Origin of the sequence: Aeromonas sp. 84A, assembly GCF_051919345.1 — a bacterium.
Lineage (GTDB): Bacteria > Pseudomonadota > Gammaproteobacteria > Enterobacterales > Aeromonadaceae > Aeromonas > Aeromonas veronii.
The window spans coordinates 4,660,752-4,678,280 of sequence record NZ_JBQBEW010000001.1; the positions used below are offsets into that span (position 1 = coordinate 4,660,752).

The 17,529-nt window shown below is 60.4% G+C and carries 16 protein-coding genes; 8 read left to right on the forward strand and 8 right to left on the reverse strand.

Annotated features, from left to right (window positions below):
• Positions 1-65 precede the first annotated feature (65 nt).
• From ACTG20_RS21180 to ACTG20_RS21195, 4 genes are all read right to left on the reverse strand, one after another.
• On the reverse strand, positions 66-452 hold the full coding sequence (locus ACTG20_RS21180; RefSeq protein WP_194494920.1) for a SirB2 family protein: 387 nt from the start codon (positions 450-452) through the stop codon (positions 66-68).
• Complete coding sequence (locus tag ACTG20_RS21185) at positions 449-2,305, reverse strand: monovalent cation:proton antiporter-2 (CPA2) family protein (protein WP_194494921.1); 1,857 nt, start codon at positions 2,303-2,305, stop codon at positions 449-451. The genes ACTG20_RS21180 and ACTG20_RS21185 overlap by 4 nt, the downstream gene beginning before the upstream one ends.
• Before the next feature lie 67 nt (positions 2,306-2,372).
• Positions 2,373-2,969 (reverse strand): glutathione-regulated potassium-efflux system oxidoreductase KefF, encoded by a 597-nt coding sequence (gene kefF / locus ACTG20_RS21190; protein ID WP_042081420.1) that lies wholly within the window; start codon positions 2,967-2,969, stop codon positions 2,373-2,375.
• Between the two features lie 101 nt (positions 2,970-3,070).
• The gene (locus tag ACTG20_RS21195; protein ID WP_439987393.1) at positions 3,071-3,913 is read right to left on the reverse strand and encodes a LysR family transcriptional regulator; all 843 of its coding nucleotides are present in this window, start codon (positions 3,911-3,913) and stop codon (positions 3,071-3,073) included.
• Positions 3,914-4,055: 142 nt separating this feature from the next.
• Between ACTG20_RS21195 and ACTG20_RS21200 the strand changes: the two genes are divergently transcribed.
• The 6 genes from ACTG20_RS21200 to ACTG20_RS21225 all read left to right on the forward strand — a co-directional run bounded on the left by ACTG20_RS21200 (position 4,056) and on the right by ACTG20_RS21225 (position 12,101).
• Complete coding sequence (locus ACTG20_RS21200; protein WP_439987394.1) at positions 4,056-4,778, forward strand: SDR family oxidoreductase; 723 nt, start codon at positions 4,056-4,058, stop codon at positions 4,776-4,778.
• 88 nt (positions 4,779-4,866) lie between these two features.
• On the forward strand, positions 4,867-5,190 hold the full coding sequence (locus ACTG20_RS21205; protein ID WP_005339955.1) for a hypothetical protein: 324 nt from the start codon (positions 4,867-4,869) through the stop codon (positions 5,188-5,190).
• Between the two features lie 46 nt (positions 5,191-5,236).
• Positions 5,237-5,668 carry a DUF411 domain-containing protein gene (locus ACTG20_RS21210; RefSeq protein WP_005348551.1) on the forward strand — a complete coding sequence of 144 codons (432 nt, stop codon included), beginning with the start codon at positions 5,237-5,239 and terminating at the stop codon, positions 5,666-5,668.
• Positions 5,669-5,902: 234 nt separating this feature from the next.
• Complete coding sequence (locus tag ACTG20_RS21215; protein WP_439987395.1) at positions 5,903-8,056, forward strand: S9 family peptidase; 2,154 nt, start codon at positions 5,903-5,905, stop codon at positions 8,054-8,056.
• A 414-nt stretch (positions 8,057-8,470) separates the two neighbouring features.
• The gene (locus tag ACTG20_RS21220; RefSeq protein WP_005339950.1) at positions 8,471-9,442 is read left to right on the forward strand and encodes a TAXI family TRAP transporter solute-binding subunit; all 972 of its coding nucleotides are present in this window, start codon (positions 8,471-8,473) and stop codon (positions 9,440-9,442) included.
• 103 nt (positions 9,443-9,545) lie between these two features.
• Complete coding sequence (locus ACTG20_RS21225) at positions 9,546-12,101, forward strand: TRAP transporter permease (RefSeq protein WP_194494927.1); 2,556 nt, start codon at positions 9,546-9,548, stop codon at positions 12,099-12,101.
• Positions 12,102-12,633: 532 nt separating this feature from the next.
• Here the strand turns inward: ACTG20_RS21225 and ACTG20_RS21230 are convergent.
• Positions 12,634-13,887 (reverse strand): phospholipase D-like domain-containing protein, encoded by a 1,254-nt coding sequence (locus tag ACTG20_RS21230; RefSeq protein ID WP_194494928.1) that lies wholly within the window; start codon positions 13,885-13,887, stop codon positions 12,634-12,636.
• 73 nt (positions 13,888-13,960) lie between these two features.
• Between ACTG20_RS21230 and ACTG20_RS21235 the strand changes: the two genes are divergently transcribed.
• A complete protein-coding gene (locus tag ACTG20_RS21235; protein ID WP_194494929.1) occupies positions 13,961-14,137 on the forward strand; it encodes a hypothetical protein in 177 nt (58 codons plus the stop codon).
• On the opposite strand, the gene ACTG20_RS21240 is transcribed toward ACTG20_RS21235, so the two are convergent.
• From ACTG20_RS21240 to tatA, 3 genes are all read right to left on the reverse strand, one after another.
• Positions 14,115-15,536: a lytic transglycosylase F gene (locus ACTG20_RS21240; protein ID WP_194494930.1), complete on the reverse strand. Its 1,422-nt coding sequence runs from the start codon at positions 15,534-15,536 to the stop codon at positions 14,115-14,117. The two genes, ACTG20_RS21235 and ACTG20_RS21240, sit on opposite strands and share 23 nt — an antisense overlap.
• A gap of 229 nt (positions 15,537-15,765) precedes the next feature.
• On the reverse strand, positions 15,766-16,068 hold the full coding sequence (locus tag ACTG20_RS21245) for a YfcZ/YiiS family protein (protein ID WP_005339945.1): 303 nt from the start codon (positions 16,066-16,068) through the stop codon (positions 15,766-15,768).
• 16 nt (positions 16,069-16,084) lie between these two features.
• Positions 16,085-16,246, reverse strand: a complete 162-nt coding sequence (gene tatA / locus ACTG20_RS21250) for a twin-arginine translocase TatA/TatE family subunit (RefSeq protein ID WP_005339944.1) — start codon at positions 16,244-16,246, stop codon at positions 16,085-16,087.
• Between the two features lie 276 nt (positions 16,247-16,522).
• On the opposite strand from tatA, the gene ACTG20_RS21255 reads away from it, so the two are divergent.
• On the forward strand, positions 16,523-17,491 hold the full coding sequence (locus tag ACTG20_RS21255; protein WP_005357635.1) for a LysR family transcriptional regulator: 969 nt from the start codon (positions 16,523-16,525) through the stop codon (positions 17,489-17,491).
• The last annotated feature ends 38 nt before the right edge of the window (positions 17,492-17,529 follow it).

Below are 17,529 nucleotides of genomic sequence, written 5' to 3' on the forward strand. Positions count from 1 at the left end.
AACACCACCAACAAAATACATGGCAGAATATAACTTCAGGGGAGAGCATAAGCCTCCCCTTTTGCTCACATCAGCCAAGACCAGGCTGACTTGGTGATGGCCGCACCGACCATATAACCAAACACCGCCAGCGCCGCCACACCGGCCACCAGCTTCTGACCGCGGGCCGGGCGCTTGAGCGCCATGACACCCAGACCGATATAGAGCACCAGTGCAATCAGCTTGGCCATCAGCCAGGGCTGCTGGCCCGGGCTCAACTGCAAGGTCACCGCCAGCAGCACACCAAACAGCAGCAGGAAGGTGTCGTTGATATGGGGCAGGATCTTCAGCCACTTCTGCTGCAATCGATCGCTGCCAGCCAACGCCAGACGCCAGCGATAGATAAAGAGCAGCAGGCTGACCAGCGCCAGCGTCATATGCAGGTGTTTGAACATGGGGTAATAGGCAATCATTTTGCTTCCTTGTCGTCGTCGGGTAGCCCGCTGTTCCAGTTGTGGGCATGGATACGCTCCTGCCCCTCCTCGTCGTCTTGCAACAGATCGGAGAGGATCTCCCGGTATTGCAGGCTCTTGTTGATATAAGTGTGTTCGTCGTCCAGATAGTTGACCTGCTCGCGCAACAGCCAGTTATCGTGCTGCTTGAAGGTCTGGCCCGCACGCCAGGCCTGGTTGGCCCGAAAACCGAGCTGGGTCAGGGCTTCCACCCCCAGATCGACCGCCGAGCCCAGAGTTTCCCGGTGCACGCTCTCGACCCCGTGGCGCAGGATCTCGTGGGCATGGGGTCGATCCAGTGCTCGCGCCAGGATCTTCAGGTGCGGGAAGTGCTTCTGCACCATCTCGATCACCGCCAGCGAAGTGGCGGGATCGTTGATGGAGAGCACCAGCAGCTTCGCCTTGTGCGCCCCGGCTGCATGGAGCAGATCGATCCGGCTGGCATCGCCATAAAATACCTGATAGCCATACTTGCGCAGGGTCTCTATCTGGCTGGCATCCTGCTCGAGGATGGTGGTGCCGATACCGTGACCATGTAGCAGGCGCCCCACGATCTGGCCGAAGCGGCCGAAGCCCGCGATGATCACCGGATGCTCCACCAGCTCAGGTTGCTCATGCTGCGGCGCGTCGCTCTGGTTACGGTAATCGAACCAGGGCTGGATCACCCGATCGTTGAGGATCAGCAGCAGCGGGGTCAGCGCCATGGAGAGCGCAACCACCAGCGTCAGCAGCGAGATGGTCTCACCGGGCAGCACCCGATTCTGGGCGGCAAACGAGAAGAGCACGAAGGCAAACTCCCCCCCTTGCGCCAGTGCCAGCCCGAAGGTCCAACGCTGACTCGGCGAGATGCGGATGATGAAGCCGAGCGCCATCAGCACCAGCCATTTGAGCAACATCAGGCCGACCACTAGCGTCGGGATAAGGAAGGGGTGCTCGGCAAACAGCCCGAAGTCGATCCCCGCCCCCACCGACATGAAGAAGAGGCCGAGCAGCAAACCCTTGAACGGCTCAATGTCCGCCTCCAGTTCGTGACGGTATTCGCTGTCGGCCAGCACCACCCCGGCGAGGAAGGAGCCAAGAGCGGGGGAGAGCCCCACCGACTCCATCAGCACAGCGATAGCGATCACCAGCAGCAGGGCGGCGGCGACGAAGATCTCCCGCATATGGGACTGGGCGATGGCACGAAACACCGGCCGCATCAGGTAGTGGCCACCCAGCACTATGCCGGAGATGGCCGCGACCACCAGCAGACCATGCTGCCAACCCGCCAGCTCGGAGCCACCACTGCTGGCGACCGGTGCCATGGCCAGCAGCGGCAGCAGCGCCAGGATCGGAATGACCGCAATATCCTGAAACAGCAGCACCGCAAAGGCGGATCGACCGCTCTCGCTCTGCATCAGCTTGCGCTCCTGCAGGCTCTGCAAAACTATGGCGGTGGAGGAGAGCGCCAAAATGAGGCCGATGGCCAGCCCCTGTTGCAGCGGCAGACCGATCAGGTGCGCCACGCCGGTCAGTGCCGCCGTAGTGAGCAGCACCTGCAGGCCACCGGTGCCGAGGATCGCCCCCTTCAGCTGCCACAAGAGGGCCGGACGCAACTCCAGCCCGACCAGAAACAGCATCAGCACCACGCCAAACTCGGCGAAGTGCATCACATCCTTCTGTTCCCCCACCAGCCCCAGCAGAAAGGGGCCTATGATGATCCCCGCCAGCAGGTAGCCGAGCACCGAGCCCAGCCCCCAGCGCTTGGCCAGCGGCACCGCGATGACGGCGGCGGAGAGGTAGATAAAGGCATCAAACAGGATCCCGTTGCCCATCAGTCAGCCCTCCGTGTGAACATCTGGTCCGGCTCATAAACTCGGCCAACAAGCTGCCCATGTGTCATCAGAGCACCTCCAGCAAGTCGCGCAGATAAGGACGCCCGGCCAGCTGCTCCGGGGTCAGCTGATCGTCACGCAAGGCGCAAAGCAGCTGGCGGTAGTCCTGTCCGCAGCGGCGCAGGGCGGCGGGATCCTTGATCTTGTGAAAGGAGTGCAGCACGAAAGGGGGCAGCCAGTTCATGCCGCACAAGGTGGCCGCCTGCTGAAATGGCAGCAGAAAATCGAGCAGCGGTCGGCTGTTGTACCCCTCGCTGCAGTAGGACTCCGGCGCCCCGCCGGTGGTGATGGCGCTCAGCCACTGCTTGCCCTTGAGGGCGTGGGCTTCGGGGCCGTAGGCATAGCCATACTCCAGCACCAGATCCATCCACTCTTTCATGATGGCCGGGCAGGAGTACCAGTAAAACGGGTGCTGGAAGACGATGATGTCGTGCTCCGACAGCAGCGCCTGCTCCCGCTTCACATCGATAAACATGTCGGGATAGTGCTGATAGAGGTCGTGAACCTTGACCCCCTCCAGCCCCTCAATCGCCTGCAACAGCTGCTTGTTGGCCCGCGAGCTCTGCAAAGCGGGATGGGAAAAAATAACCAGAATGCGTTTCATGACCACATCACCCGAACAAAGCCTTGCGGTGCAAGGCGAGGTAAACAGAAAAGGGGAGTCTGGGGAGCTGCATCGTAAAGGTGCACAGGAGAGCGACCTTATCAGGAAGCGCCATAGCCTGCCAACTCGGGGATCAGCTCCCGCAGCGCCGGATTGAGGGTCTGGTGGGCGGGATAGCAGAGCCCGATCCGGCGAAACATCCGCGGCCCGCTCACCGGCAGGGTACAGAGCCCCGCCTCATCCTCGACCAGCCCGTCCGGCAGAAAACTGATGCCGACCCCCGCCAGCACCAGCGCCATCACCAGCCCCTTGCTCTCGGCCTTGGCCACCAGATTGAGGGTAAGGCGGTCACAGGCCAGCAGGCCGATAGTCTGCTGATGGGCTTCGCAGGGCGGGCACTCAATAAAATCATAATGTTGCAGCTCGGCCAGCTCGATTTTCTCGCGGCTGGCCAGGGGATGGTCGACCGGCACGCAGAGCACGTAATCCTCCTCCCACAGCGGCAGGAAGATCTCGTCCTCCCGGCGCAAGGCATCCAGCGTCAAGCGGCAGTCGGCAGGTGTGGTGTAGTCGGAGAGGGTGAGATCCAGCTGCGGCAACACGCGCTGTACTTGCTGCAGCAGCCCGGCCACCCGGCGGCGACTCAAGTCCGGCATGATGGCGATATTGAGCCTCGCACGCGTCGCTTTCTGGCGAAACAGCTCCGGCAGACGGCGCGCCTCCTCCACCAGCTTGACCGCGTGGGGATAGAGATAGTGGGCCGGATCTTTCGCCACCACCCCCTTCTTGCCCCGGACAAACAGGCTGTCACCGAGCGCCTCTTCCAGCTGGCGCAGTCCCGCCGAGAGGGAGGGCTGGCTGACGTGGCAGCGCTCGGCCGCCGCCGTGATGTTCTTCTCTTCATAGATGGCGATGAAGAAACGCAGCAATCTCAAGTCCAGCATAAACCAACCATAGTTTTTTCAGATGATAACCAGCGGAAAACAATATTTATCACTTATAGATGCAGTGACTATAGTGATTGGGTTCCGTGCTGGCCAGCCACCTGTTTGCTCAAACCGACTCTTGAATCAGAAGGAAAGACCCATGTCCAAATCTCTCGTCGTGATCACCGGTGCCTCCGCCGGGATCGGTGCCGCCATCGCCCGTGCCTTCTCTGCCGCCGGTCATCCGCTGCTGCTGCTGGCCCGCCGGGTCGAGCCGATGCAGGCACTGAACCTGCCCTATACCCTCTGCATCGGGGTCGATGTGACCGACACCGCTGCCATGAAGGCCGCCGTCCAGCAGGCAGAAGCCAATTTTGGCCCGGTCGGCTGCATGGTCAACAACGCCGGTGTCATGCTGCTGGGTCAGGCCGATGTGCAGGATCCCACCGAGTGGCAGCAGATGCTCAACATCAACGTGATGGGGGTGCTGAACGGCGTCCACGCAGTGCTGGCAGGCATGAAGGAGCGCCGCAGCGGCACCATCATCAACATCAGCTCCATCGCCGGTCGCAAGACCTTCCCGAACCATGCTGCCTACTGCGCCACCAAGTTCGCCGTGCACGCCCTGACCGAGAACATCCGCGAAGAGGTAGCCGATGTCGGCGTGCGGATGGTGACCATTGCCCCGGGTGCGGTCGAGACCGAGCTGCTCAGCCACACCACTGACGAGAGCATCAAGGCCGGTTACCACGACTGGAAAGATCAGATGGGAGGCGTCATTGCGCCGGAAGTGATCGCCGATGCCGTGCTCTACGCCTGGAACCAGCCTGCCAACGTCTGCGTGCGCGAGATCGTGCTGGCGGCGACCCGTCAGCAACCTTAATCCTGGCTGACTGACACCATGGGGAGGGCTTGACCCTCCCCCGGGGCACAGGGTTACCATGTGCCCCTTATTTTTTCCGAGTCATTCCATGGTTCTCACCCGTCGCCAACTCGCTCACGCCCGTCGCTGGCTCCCCTTGTGGAGTCTGGTGCTGGTGTTGATGTCGTTTGGCAGCCGGGCCGCAACCGACCTCTGTACCCTGACTACCCACTGCAGCCAGAGCGAGCGCACCCTGGAAAAGGCGATGCCCTGCGGCAGCTTTACCACCGCCCTCTCGATGACGCTGGTAGGCAGCGACAGCCTGACGGTCGCCGTACTGGAACCGGATACCCCCGACTTCGCCTCCCCCTCTCTCTTTATGCCGGACGCCCCGTGCGAGCGGCTCGAACGTCCCCCACGCACCCGGATCTGAAACGCATCCCGTATCGGGCATCTTTTCTTTCAATCTGAGGTGAGTGATGTACAAACCCCTGTTACTGGCCATGCTGGCCGGTACCGTCAGCTTTTCGGCTCTCGCGGCCGAGAAGATGACCGTCTACAAATCCAAATATTGTGGTTGCTGCCAAAGCTGGAACGAGCACATGGAGCAGAATGGCTTCGAACTGGACGTTATCGAAACCGAACAGCTCGGCGCAGTGAAGCAGCAATACGGTATCGCGCCGGAACTGGCCTCTTGCCATACCGGTATCGTAAATGGCTATGTGATCGAGGGGCATGTACCGGCCGCCGATGTACAAAAGCTGCTCAGGGAAAAACCGGCGATCCGTGGCCTGACCATTCCGGGCATGCCCCAGAGTGCACCGGGCATGGATATTCCGGGCCATCCCTATGAGGTACTGAGTATCAGCAACGAGGGCGCGACCAACCGCTGGTCGAGCTACCCCGGCTGACGAAAACTGGCCATGAGAGGGCACTCCCATATCATGTGAGGCACACCTGAGCGGACTCTTGCCGCTCATGGCCAGAAAGAGGGCCGCTATCGCGAGATAGCGGCTTTTTTTGATTACATTTCCTGCAATAACAAGGGATTGCTTGCAACCACCGGCAACAAGGGGCAGATTTAACGCCAATTCATGGAGCCGATGCTCAGGTCTACCAACCCTTTCCAGCGCCAAGGATGCGACATGTTTACCTTTTCCCGAGGAGTTCTGCTGCTAGCCTTTCTGACAGTTCTCCCCCCCACTTATGCCAATGAAGAGCCCGCCATGCTGACAAGCGAACATCCAATCCAGCCGCCCGTGGCCACCAAACATCCCCGCACTCTGAAAAAACACGGGGATACCCGCATCGACAACTACTACTGGCTGCGTGACGACGAGCGGCAGAAGCCCGAGGTGTTGGACTATCTCAAGGCCGAGAACGCCTATACCGAGGCCATGCTCAAGCCGACCCAACCCCTGCGCGAACAGCTTTACAAAGAGATGGTCGCCCGCATCCCCCAGCAGGATGAGTCGGTACCCTATGTGAAGAATGGCTACCGCTACCAGACCCGCTATGAGCCGGGCAAGGAGTACGGGATCTACTCGCGCACCAAGCTCGGTGAAGAGCAGGCGAGTCTGTTGCTCGACAGCAACCAGCGGGCAGAAGGGCACGAGTTCTATGCCCTCGGCGCCCTTGAGGTGAGCCGCAACAACCGCTGGCTGGCGGTGGCGGAAGATTTCCTCTCCCGTCGTCAGTACCAGGTCCAGTTCCTCGATCTGGAGAGCGGCCAGTGGGCCACCGACAAACTGGAAAATACCTCCGGCAATCTGGTATGGGCCAACGACAACAAGACCGTCTTCTATGTGCGCAAGCACCCGCAGACCCTGCTGCCCTATCAGGTCTATCGCCATACGCTAGGGACGGATCCGGCCACAGACAAGCTGGTCTACGAGGAGAAGGATGACTCCTTCTACATCAGCCTCTACGCCACCACCTCGGAAGATTTCATCGTCATCGCGCTCTCCAGCACCACCACCGGCGAAGCGCGGCTGATCGATGCCAACCAGCCGGAGCACGCCCCCCGCCTGTTCCTGCCCCGTCAGGTGGATCACGAATACAGCCTGGATCACTACCGTGGCCGCTTCTATGTGCGCTCCAACAAGGATGGCAAGAACTTCGGCCTCTACGAGACCAAAGAGAGCCCGGTCGATCGCTGGAAGGCGGTAATCGCCCCCAATCCGGACGTGCTGCTGGAGAGCTACGCCCTGTTCAAGGATTGGCTGGTACTGGAAGAGCGCAACAAGGGGCTGACCCGACTGCGCCAGATCAACTGGCAGAGCGGTGACGAGAAGGAGATCGCCTTCGACGATCCCGCTTATGTCACCTGGCTCGCCTACAACCCGGAGCCCGATACCAGCGCCCTGCGCTATGGCTACTCCTCCATGACCACCCCCGCCTCCACCTATGAGCTGGATATGGCGAGCGGCAAGCGCACCCTGCTCAAGCAGCAGCCGGTGGCCGGCTTCAAGGCCGACCAGTACGCCAGCGAGCGACTCTGGGTGACCGCCCGCGACGGCGTATCGGTGCCGGTGTCGCTGGTCTATCGCAAGGACAAGTTCAAGAAAGAGCTGGCCGATGCGCCCAAGAATCCGCTGCTGGTCTATGGCTACGGCTCCTACGGCGCCAGCATGGATCCCGATTTCAGCAGCTCGCGCCTGAGCCTGCTCGATCGCGGCTTCGTCTACGCCATCGCTCATATCCGGGGTGGTGAAGAGCTGGGCCGTCACTGGTACGAAGATGGCAAACTGCTGAAAAAGCAGAACACCTTCAATGACTTCATCGATGTCACCAAGGCGTTGGTTGAGCAAGGCTACGGCGCTAAAGATCAGGTCTACGCCATGGGCGGTAGTGCCGGTGGCCTGTTGATGGGAGCCGTCATCAATCAGGCACCCGAACTCTATCGCGGCGTGGTGGCGCAGGTGCCGTTCGTCGATGTGGTCACCACCATGCTGGACGAGTCCATTCCCCTCACCACCGGGGAGTATGACGAGTGGGGCAACCCGAACCAGAAGCGCTACTACGACTACATGAAGAGCTACAGCCCCTACGATCAGGTCAAGGCACAAGCCTACCCCAACCTGCTGGTCACCACCGGGCTGCACGACTCCCAGGTGCAGTATTGGGAGCCCGCCAAGTGGGTCGCCAAGCTGCGCGAACTGAAGACGGATGATAACAAGTTGTTACTGAACACCGACATGGACGCCGGCCACGGCGGCAAGTCGGGCCGCTTCAAAGCCTACGAGGATATCGCGCTGGAATACGCCTTTATCCTGGATCTGGCCACCCCGGCCAACTGATCTCTCATGACTCCGGCCCTTGTCATTCAAGGGCCGCATAAGAATCCTCTCGTAGTTTTTCCCTCTTCCATTTCCCTCCATATCAAATTAATCTTCGGCAAGAAAATGAATGATCAAGGTCATGTTTCTCAAGATTTAACTCCGCTATTTTGCCATTTCGTTTGATTTATGTTGGGTGAATGTGCTTAATCGGAGTGCTTGCAACTTTTTATTTGGCCCCTCAGGGGCCAATTTATCTTCGACCGACAGGAGGTCGGTAGCCTCACCACAGGATGAGGGTGACTGCCGGAAAGGGGGTGATCAACTCCCCCAGCTTTCGCGCAACGAGAAGAGCGGGCAAGCCCGGCGCAGAACGGGATTGCCATCAATTTATCCGGGGATCGGATAAACAAAATCAAAGAAAAGGGAGAAAAAATGAAAGGATTAACTTTGGCATGCGCCCTGTCGGCGGCTCTGGTCGGTGTTTCATTCGGTGGTCCGGTACAAGCACAGGAGCGCTTCGTGACCATAGGCACCGGCGGTCAGACCGGCGTCTACTATGTCGCTGGCCAGTCCATCTGCCGCTTCCTCAATCGCGGCGCCGCCGATCACCAGATCAAGTGCAACGCCCCGGCCAGTGGCGGTGGTGTTGCCAACGTCAACGGCATCCGCAGCGGTGAATTCAACTTCGGTATCATGCAATCCGACCACCAGTTCAAGGCGATGAAGGGGCTGCCACCGTTCCAGGCCGAAGGGGCCATGGACGATATGCGCGCCGTCTTCTCCCTGCAGAGCGAGGTGTTCACCATCCTGGCTCGCCGCGATGCCAAGATCGCCAGCTTCGACGACCTGAAAGGCAAGCGCGTCAACATCGGCAACCCGGGCTCCGGCCAGCGTGACACCATGGAAGAGATCATGGCGGTCAAAGGCTGGAAGAAGGGTGACTTCGGTCTGGTCTCCGAGCTGAAGCCGGCCGAACAGGCCTCCGCCCTCGGTGACAACAACATCGACGCCATGAGCTACTTCGTCGGTCACCCGAACGGCGCCATTCAGGAAGCCTCCACCACCACAGATGCAGTACTGGTACCTGTGACCGGCGCCGACATCGACAAGCTGCTGGCCGAGAAGAGCTACTACAGCAAGGCCGAGATCCCGGGCGGCATCTACAAGGGCAGCGATAAACCGACCCCCTCCATCGGTGGCAAAGCGGTGCTCTCCACCAGCGCCAAAACCGATCCGGAAGTGGTCTATCAGCTGGTCAAGTCGGTGTTCGACAACCTGGATCGCTTCAAGCGCCTGCACCCTGCCTTTGCCGACCTGAAAGAGGCCGACATGATCAAGGTGGGTCTCTCTGCACCGCTGCATGAAGGGGCTGCCCGCTACTACAAAGAGCGCGGCTGGCTCTGATTGAAGGCCCCGGGGCCTTTGTCACTCTCTTCGACACCCGTCCGCCGCCTGATTGCGGGGGCGGGTGTCGCTCTTGTTGTACTCGTTGGCACAAGTTAACCCTATGCAAGATAAACAACTCTCTACCGAGGAACTGATCGCCCAGGATGTGGGCGCTCGCCTGCCGCTGGGCCCGCTGGGCTGGATCATCACCACGCTGGCGCTGGCCTGGTCGCTGTTCCAGCTCTGGATCGCCTCGCCACTCCCCTTCATGGTGGGGTTTGGCGTACTCAATGACACCGAAACCCGCTCCATTCACCTCACCTTTGCCCTGTTGCTCGCTTTTCTGGTGTTCCCGGCGTTTCGCACCTCGCCGCGGGATCGGGTCCCCCTCGGTGATATCGCCCTCGGTCTGATCGCCGCTGGCGCTGCGTCTTACCTGTTCGTGATGTATGAAGCGCTGGCGCTGCGTCCCGGCACCCTCACCACCGCCGATCTGGTAACCGCCTGCATCGGCATTCCGCTGCTGCTGGAAGCGGCGCGCCGCGCCCTGGGGCCAGCACTGGCGGTCATCGCCATCGTCTTTCTGATCTACAGTCTGGCGGGCCCCTGGATGCCGGGACTGCTGGCACACCGCGGAGTAGGCTTTACCGCGCTGGCCAACCACCAGTGGATCACTACCGAAGGGGTGTTCGGCATTGCCCTTGGCGTCTCCACCAGCTTCGTGTTCCTGTTCGTGCTGTTTGGCGCCCTGCTGGAGCGGGCCGGCGCAGGTCACTACTTTATCCAGCTCGCCTTCAGCCTGCTCGGTCACCTGCGTGGCGGCCCGGCCAAGGCGGCAGTGGTCGCCTCCGGCCTGACCGGTCTGATTTCCGGCTCGTCAATTGCCAACGTGGTAACCACCGGCACCTTCACCATCCCGATGATGAAGAAAGTGGGCTTCAGTTCAGAGAAAGCGGGGGCGGTGGAAGTGGCCTCCTCGGTCAACGGCCAGATCATGCCGCCGGTGATGGGGGCTGCGGCTTTCCTGATGGTCGAATACGTGGGTATCCCCTATGTGGAGATCATCAAGCACGCCTTCCTGCCTGCCGCCATCTCCTACATAGCGCTGCTCTACATCGTCCATCTGGAGGCGTTGAAACTGGGCATGCAGCCCATCGGCAACCATCAACCCAAACCCTGGCTGCGTCGCCTGACCGGCTTTGCCTTTGGCGCGGCCCTCATCAGCGGCCTGTCACTGGCGGTCTACTATGGCCTCGGCTGGCTCAAACCTGCGCTGGGTGACTACGCCCTGCCGGGGATCTCGGTACTGCTGGCTGCCACCTATGTGGCCCTGTTGAAGATCGCCGCCAGCAATGAACCACTGCCTGCCGAAGATCCCGACAAGCCGCTCACCGAGTTGCCCAACACCCGCGCCGTGCTGCTCTCCGGCCTGCACTTCCTGCTGCCGGTGGTAGTACTGGTATGGTGCCTGATGGTGGAACGCCTCTCGCCGGGGCTGTCGGCCTTCTGGGGTACCGTGATGCTGGTGATCATCCTGCTGACCCAGCGTCCGCTGCTCAACTGGCTGCGCAAGGACGGCAAGCACGACTACGGCACCGTCGCTGACGGCGTGGTGGATCTGCGGGAAGGGCTGGTCGCAGGTGCCCGCAACATGATCGGTATCGGCATTGCCACCGCCACCGCGGGGATTATCGTGGGTGCGGTCTCCCAGACCGGGGTCGGTCTGGTGCTGGCGGATCTGGTGGAGTTCCTCTCCATGGGCAACCTGCTGCTGATGCTGCTGCTCACCGCCCTGCTGAGCCTGATCCTCGGCATGGGGCTGCCGACCACTGCCAACTACATCGTCGTCTCCAGCCTGCTGGCACCGGTGGTGGTAACGCTGGGGCAGCAAAACGGGCTGATCGTGCCGCTTATCGCAGTGCACCTGTTCGTCTTCTACTTCGGCATCATGGCGGATGTGACGCCGCCGGTGGGACTGGCTTCCTTCGCGGCAGCGGCTGTCTCCAAGGGCGATCCCATCAAGACCGGGATCACGGCGTTTTACTACAGCCTGCGTACCGCGGCGCTGCCGTTCCTGTTTATCTTCAACACCGATTTGCTGCTGATCGACGTGGACTTCGCCCACGGGGTGCTGATCTTCATCGTGGCGACCATCGCCATGCTGATCTTCGCCGCTGCCACTCAGGGCTGGTTCCTGGTGAAGAGCCGCTGGTACGAGAGCGTGCTGCTGCTGCTGGTCGCCTTCACCCTGTTCCGCCCGGGTTTCTGGATGGACATGGTGCACGACCCCTATCGCGAGACCCCACCTGCCCAGCTGGCCCAAACCATGGGTGAAGTGGAGGCGGAGAGCACCCTGCGGCTGCGGATCCTCGGTGAAGATGCAGTGGGCAAGCCACGCAAGTTCACCCTGCTGGTCGCCGTACCGGATGGGGCAAATGGCGAAGAGCGGCTGGCCAATCTGGGGCTGAGCCTCTATGAGCAGGATGGCAAGACGCTGATCGACAACGTCGCCTTTGGCAGCCCGGCCGCCACCATGGGACTGGAGTTCGATCAGGAGATCCTCACCGTCAAGGCGCCGACCGAGCGCTGGACCAAGGAGTGGATGTGGATCCCGGGCTTCCTGCTGTTCGGGGCGATCGTCTGGCTGCAACGTCGCCGCAGCGTCAAGGCTGGTTAATCCACCGAGCAGATGAGACAGAGGGCCGCTATTGCGGCCCTCTTTTTATTGCCTTGTTATTGCCTTGCCCTCTGCGGCTCTTGTGATGAGCAACAGTCATGGAAAAAGGTAAACGGTGGCGAACAGCCAAAAAAGTGGGGTGACATGTCCATGTCACCCCCTCGCAAATAGCATGTTCCATATTGGAGTCCGGCCACGTCGGGCTTCTGTTTCACTTTCCGATAGTTCGCGACCCATCTGAAGTGCGCGCCAATTGCAGCAATGCAACCAGCCAGCTACCCGTTACAACCTTCGTCCACACGGCAGACAAGCCACCGTGTTTGTCCTTGCAACTGAAATATTACGCATAAAAACAAAATAAAAAACGTTTTTATGCCCATTTCATTCACATCAGAGTACAAAAAACAGCCTTGTCATCACCAATAAATTGTTATAAAACAGTAAGATAGATTCATGCGTGGTTATTCGCCCGCAAAGGGCATCAGCAATGGCTTACAAGGCTTTGCGAGATCTCGCACAAAAAATGGCCACCTCATAGCCAACGCCGCAGTGGCAACCAGTCGCTCAGGCGGGCTATCAGCCGCCTTGACCACCCTTCGGGTTTGCGCGGCAATCCACCCGCCTGCTCCTGCCAGCGAGCCAGCCACGTTTGCAGCGCCTCGCAGATCGGCGGGCAGTGCAGATGCAGCATCAGCTCGGTATTGAGAAACAGCGAGCGGGGATCGAGGTTGAGGCTGCCAAAAAGCGCTCGCTCCTCCCCCAGCAGGATCAGTTTGGCGTGCAGGCTGCCGTGGCCATGGTCAAACTCGGCGACCCGGATCCCGCGCCGCAGCAACCAGCCGAGATAACGTTGGTAGGCGCCATAGACCAGCGGCACATCGGTGCTGGCCAACGAGTTGGTGAGAATGTCGATGGCGACCCCCTGCTGGCGCAGCCGCGCCAGACGGTGCCGAAATCCGCGAGTAAGGATGAGGTAAGGGGTCACCAACCCCAGCGAGCAAGGATTGTCAGCCAGCTGGCGCCAGAGCTGACGGGCAGTGGTGGGACGGGAGATAAGCCCCTTGCCGGGACGGTCGAACCACACCTCTGCCCACCCCTCGTGCCACTGCAGCGGCAAATCGCTCTCGTCAAACAGCGCCGCAGGCAGATCGTAGACCGTCGCTACCGCCGGATCAGTCATGGTAAACAGGAAGTCGTTGACCACCTCTATTTCGGCGGGTAGCAGCTCGCGGCGCAGCAGATGGCGGATGGGGTGACTCCAGCGGCTGTGCCAGAACTGCTCGAACCCCTGCGCCATCTGCTGGCACAGTCCCCCCTGACAGGCGAGATCGAGATCCACGAAGGGGGCTTGCGGATCCAGACCGAAGTAGCGATCGCCGATGTTGCGCCCGCCGATCAGCGCCAGCTTGCCATCCACCAGCAGCAGCTTGTTGTGCATCCGGTGGTTGATGCGGCGAAAGCTGAGCAGTCCCTCCAGCAGCAGTGCCAGCGGGCGCCAGCCCCGCAGCCAGAAGGGGTTGAACAGCCGCACCTCGATCCCCGGGTAGTGAGCCACCATCTCCAGAAAGCGGTTGTCACCGGCATAGAGATCATCCACCAGCAGCTGCACCTTGACGCCGCGCCGGGCGGCGTGAAGCAGCTCGCTCAGCAGCAGCTTGCCGCTGCTGTCCTCCTCCCAGCTATAGTACTGCGCCTGGATCCGCTCTCGGGCATGACGGATCCAGTGGCAGCGCACCTTGAGCGCCAGCAGGGGATCGTCGATCAGGGCAAAGGATCCGGGGATCATGGTGTCATCCTGCTGTCATGGCCGGGTGTCATAACGCTGGCGAGCCTCTTCACATATTCAAAAGGAGTTGCTGATGGAACTGCATGATACCCCGATGTTGCGCTATCTGGGCCAGCTCAGCCAGCCAGATCTCATCCCGGCCACCAGCCCTGCTCACTGGTTTTTGCAACACAGGGACGGTGGCTGGCAATTGCCGACCGTGCAGGCGACCCTGCCGGTCAACCAGCTCAGGGCTGAGCCGCTTCGATAGCGGCAGCCTTGCCCTCGATCTGGGGCAGGCTGAAACGATAGGCTACGTAGTACTTGTAGATGGTGCCGACATAGTTGATCGGCCCCTGTCCGACTTCGTTGGCTACCAGCTGATCCACGTTGCCGAACCAGACGTTGGGATCGAGCCCCAGTTTCTCCGCCTTGCCTCGCAGCGCCTGCACCCGGTTTGGCCCGGCGTTGTAGGCAGCGAGGGCAAACAGGTGGCGGTTGAGCCGATCCAGTTTGGGATCATTGAAGTAGGTATCGAGGATCAACCGCATGTAGCGGCAGGCGGCCTCCACATTTCCCTCCAGCGTGGTGAGTCTGGCGCCGTTGATGCCGACTTCCCGCCCCGTACTGGGCAGCAACTGCATGAGGCCCACGGCCCCCTTGGGCGAACGCGCCTTGGGATTGAGGCCGGACTCCTTGTAGCCGAGCGCCGCCAGCATCAGCCAGTCGAGATCGTATTTATTGGCGTACTTCTCCAGCACCTTGCGAATGGTCGCGAGGCGCCCCATGGGATCCGGCGCCAGGATATTGCTCATCTGATCACTGCGAACCAGCAACCGGCGCAGGGTCATGTCGCTGTAGAGGCTGTTGCGGCTGACACTCGCCAGATAACCATTGACCGCCTTGAGCAGCTCGGGGCTGTTCTTGCGCAGCGCCCAGGCACTGGTACCGTTGCTGCGCAGGGGGATCAACTTGTGAGCCTTGAGGCCGGAGATCATGCCACCCAGCCAGATCCGTCCCTTGTAGCTGTCAGTCACAGTCAGGGGAATAATGCCGGCGGCCACCATCTCCAGCAGATCGCCATCCTGCAGGTATTCGGGCACCGTTTCGATATAGACGGGGGGCAACCCCAGCTCGCGAAACAACCAGTTGAGCTGGCGCAAACTCTCGTAGTAGCTGGAGCTGGCACGCACCCAGACCCGCCTGCCGGAGAGCTGGGTAATACGGCTGAAGGCGGGCAGGCTCTGCTGGCTCACCACCCACTCCTCTATGGATGAAATGAGCGGCCTGGAGAAGGCCACCTGTTCACGCCGGGTCGGGGTCACCGTCATGGTCGCCGCCACCAGATCGCCACGCCCCTCGGTCAGATAGTCCAGCAGCTTGTCCTGACGCACCGGGATGTAGACCACCTTGAGTTTGACCTTCTCTTTGGCGAGATAGGTCTTGTTCAGCCAGCGTTCGAACCCTTGCAGCTGATTGACCAGAATACCGTACTGGGCGCCGCGATCGAGAAAATAGAAGCCGCGCTCATAGACCACCAGAGCCCTGAGTTCGCGCTTTTGCAGAATGCTTTCGAGGTCCCCGGGTTGGGGCAGACGCTGTGGCTTGAGTTCAGCCGCGAGCAGGGGAAAACAGCAGAGGGCCAGCAGCGCCCAGATCCAGCGTTGCATCACGATGGCTGCCCCTGTGCTGAGGTCACGCCTGCTGCCTGTTGGCAGCACGGATCACGATAGAGGGTGGGATTGGGGGCAGAGATCCATCGCTGCGTCATGATGTTTGCGCCTTCTGTTGGCCGACTCGCGCCGGGCAAAAACGTCTGTGGGATAGAGTAACTATAGAACGCCGACCCACAGCAGAAGGGTCAACACGGCAGGCAAACCTGCCGCGTTATCAGACAACTCAGATAGAGCGGGCCCGCATTTCGAAAATCAGTTTTTCGGCGGTGCAGGTGAATTGCAGGCGGGCTTTCAGGATCACGCCATTGGCGCCCTGAGTCAGTTCGCTGCTCACTTGAGCTTCGGCAGTGACCTGTTTGGCCAGTGCTTCATAGGCAGCCAGCTTGGCGCGGGCATCAGCCTCGGCAGCGGCTTCAATCACCAGATCCATCACATCGTCGCCTTCGCCGATGATGGTGCCGATCTCGGCAAAACAGCCGCAGCTGTCACAGGTTTCGTTCAGTTCAACTTTCTCGTCTACAGACATTTTCTACTCCTACTGCTTATTTCGGATGATTTGCGTCGTCACGCATCGCCTTGCGAAAATCTTTGATGGCGGTACCCAGATCCTCACCTGCACTGGCAAGACGCTTGCTGCCGAAGACCAGCACAACGACCAGCAAGAGGATCAGCATATGCCAGATATGAATTCCACCGAGTCCCATAGGGATACTCCCTCACAAAGAGATATCTGTTACTTGTATCAAAATAGAGCGCAGGGATTGTTGGGCAAAATCAAGGCAGGTGCAAGTGAGCAAATAAATCATAGCCAAAAAATAGGGCGACCCTGAGGTCGCCATATTGATTGTGCTACATGTCCCCTCAACCGCTACATCCTGTACCAGTGGTTCATGCGAACCTGAGACCATTCGAGGATAAGATCGCCAAGATATGAAAACAAATGGTATAAATTCATCTTAGAATTGAAGAGGATTCATATCATGCTGCTGGAACAACTGGGTCGCATCGACCTCAATTTGCTGATTATCCTGCAGGTATTGCTGGAAGAGCGCAACGGCAGCAAGGCGGCACGCCGCCTTCATCTGAGCCAGTCCGCGGTCAGTAAAGCCCTCGGCCGTCTGCGCGATACCTTCAATGATCCCCTCTTCATCCGCTCTGCCTACGGGCTGGAACCCACCGGCCGAGCCCTTGCGCTGCAACAACAGTTGCAACCCATCCTGCTGTCGCTGGACAACCTGATCCAGCCGCCCGAGTTCGACCCCGCCAGCTCGGAGCGGGAGTTCGTCATCGCCAGCATGGACAGCGCCTTCACCCTGTTTGCCCCGCTCTACCTGAGCGAGCTGAAGCGGCAGGCACCACGGATCCGCTTGCGTTACGAGGAGTGGACCGAGAACAGTCTGACCGAGATGAGTCAGGGTCAGGTGGACATCGCCTTCGCGGTGCGGGAAAACTGCATCAGCTCCGATTATCGGCTCGATACCCTGCCCGACAGCATCTGTCAGCGAGTGCTGGCGGTCGATGATCTCACCTGTCTGGTGCAGCAGCACCACCCCGCGCTGCGAGAGCCCAACTGGAATCTGGAGCACTACCTCAGCTATCCCCATGTGCAGACTTACTGCGAGGGGCGAGACCGCTGGATGCTGGATCACAAGCTGGCGGAGCAGGATCTCTACCGGCGTATCGAGGCAACCGTGCCCTCCTTCGAGGCGGCGCTGCGGATGGGGATGCACTCCGACATGATAGTGACGCTATCCCGGCTCTACGCCCGCCACGCCACCCAGGTCTATCCGCTGTTACAGCTGCCGCTGCCCATCGGGTTGGACAGCATCTCCCACCTGCTGATCTGGCATCAGCGTCACAGCGAGGATCCGGGCCACCGCTGGCTGCGGGAATTGCTGCTCTCCCTCATCATGAGCAAACTGGAACCCGCAGCGACCACTCACGGGTGACGGCACGCCTTCTCGGCGACACAAAGAACGGGGCTCTG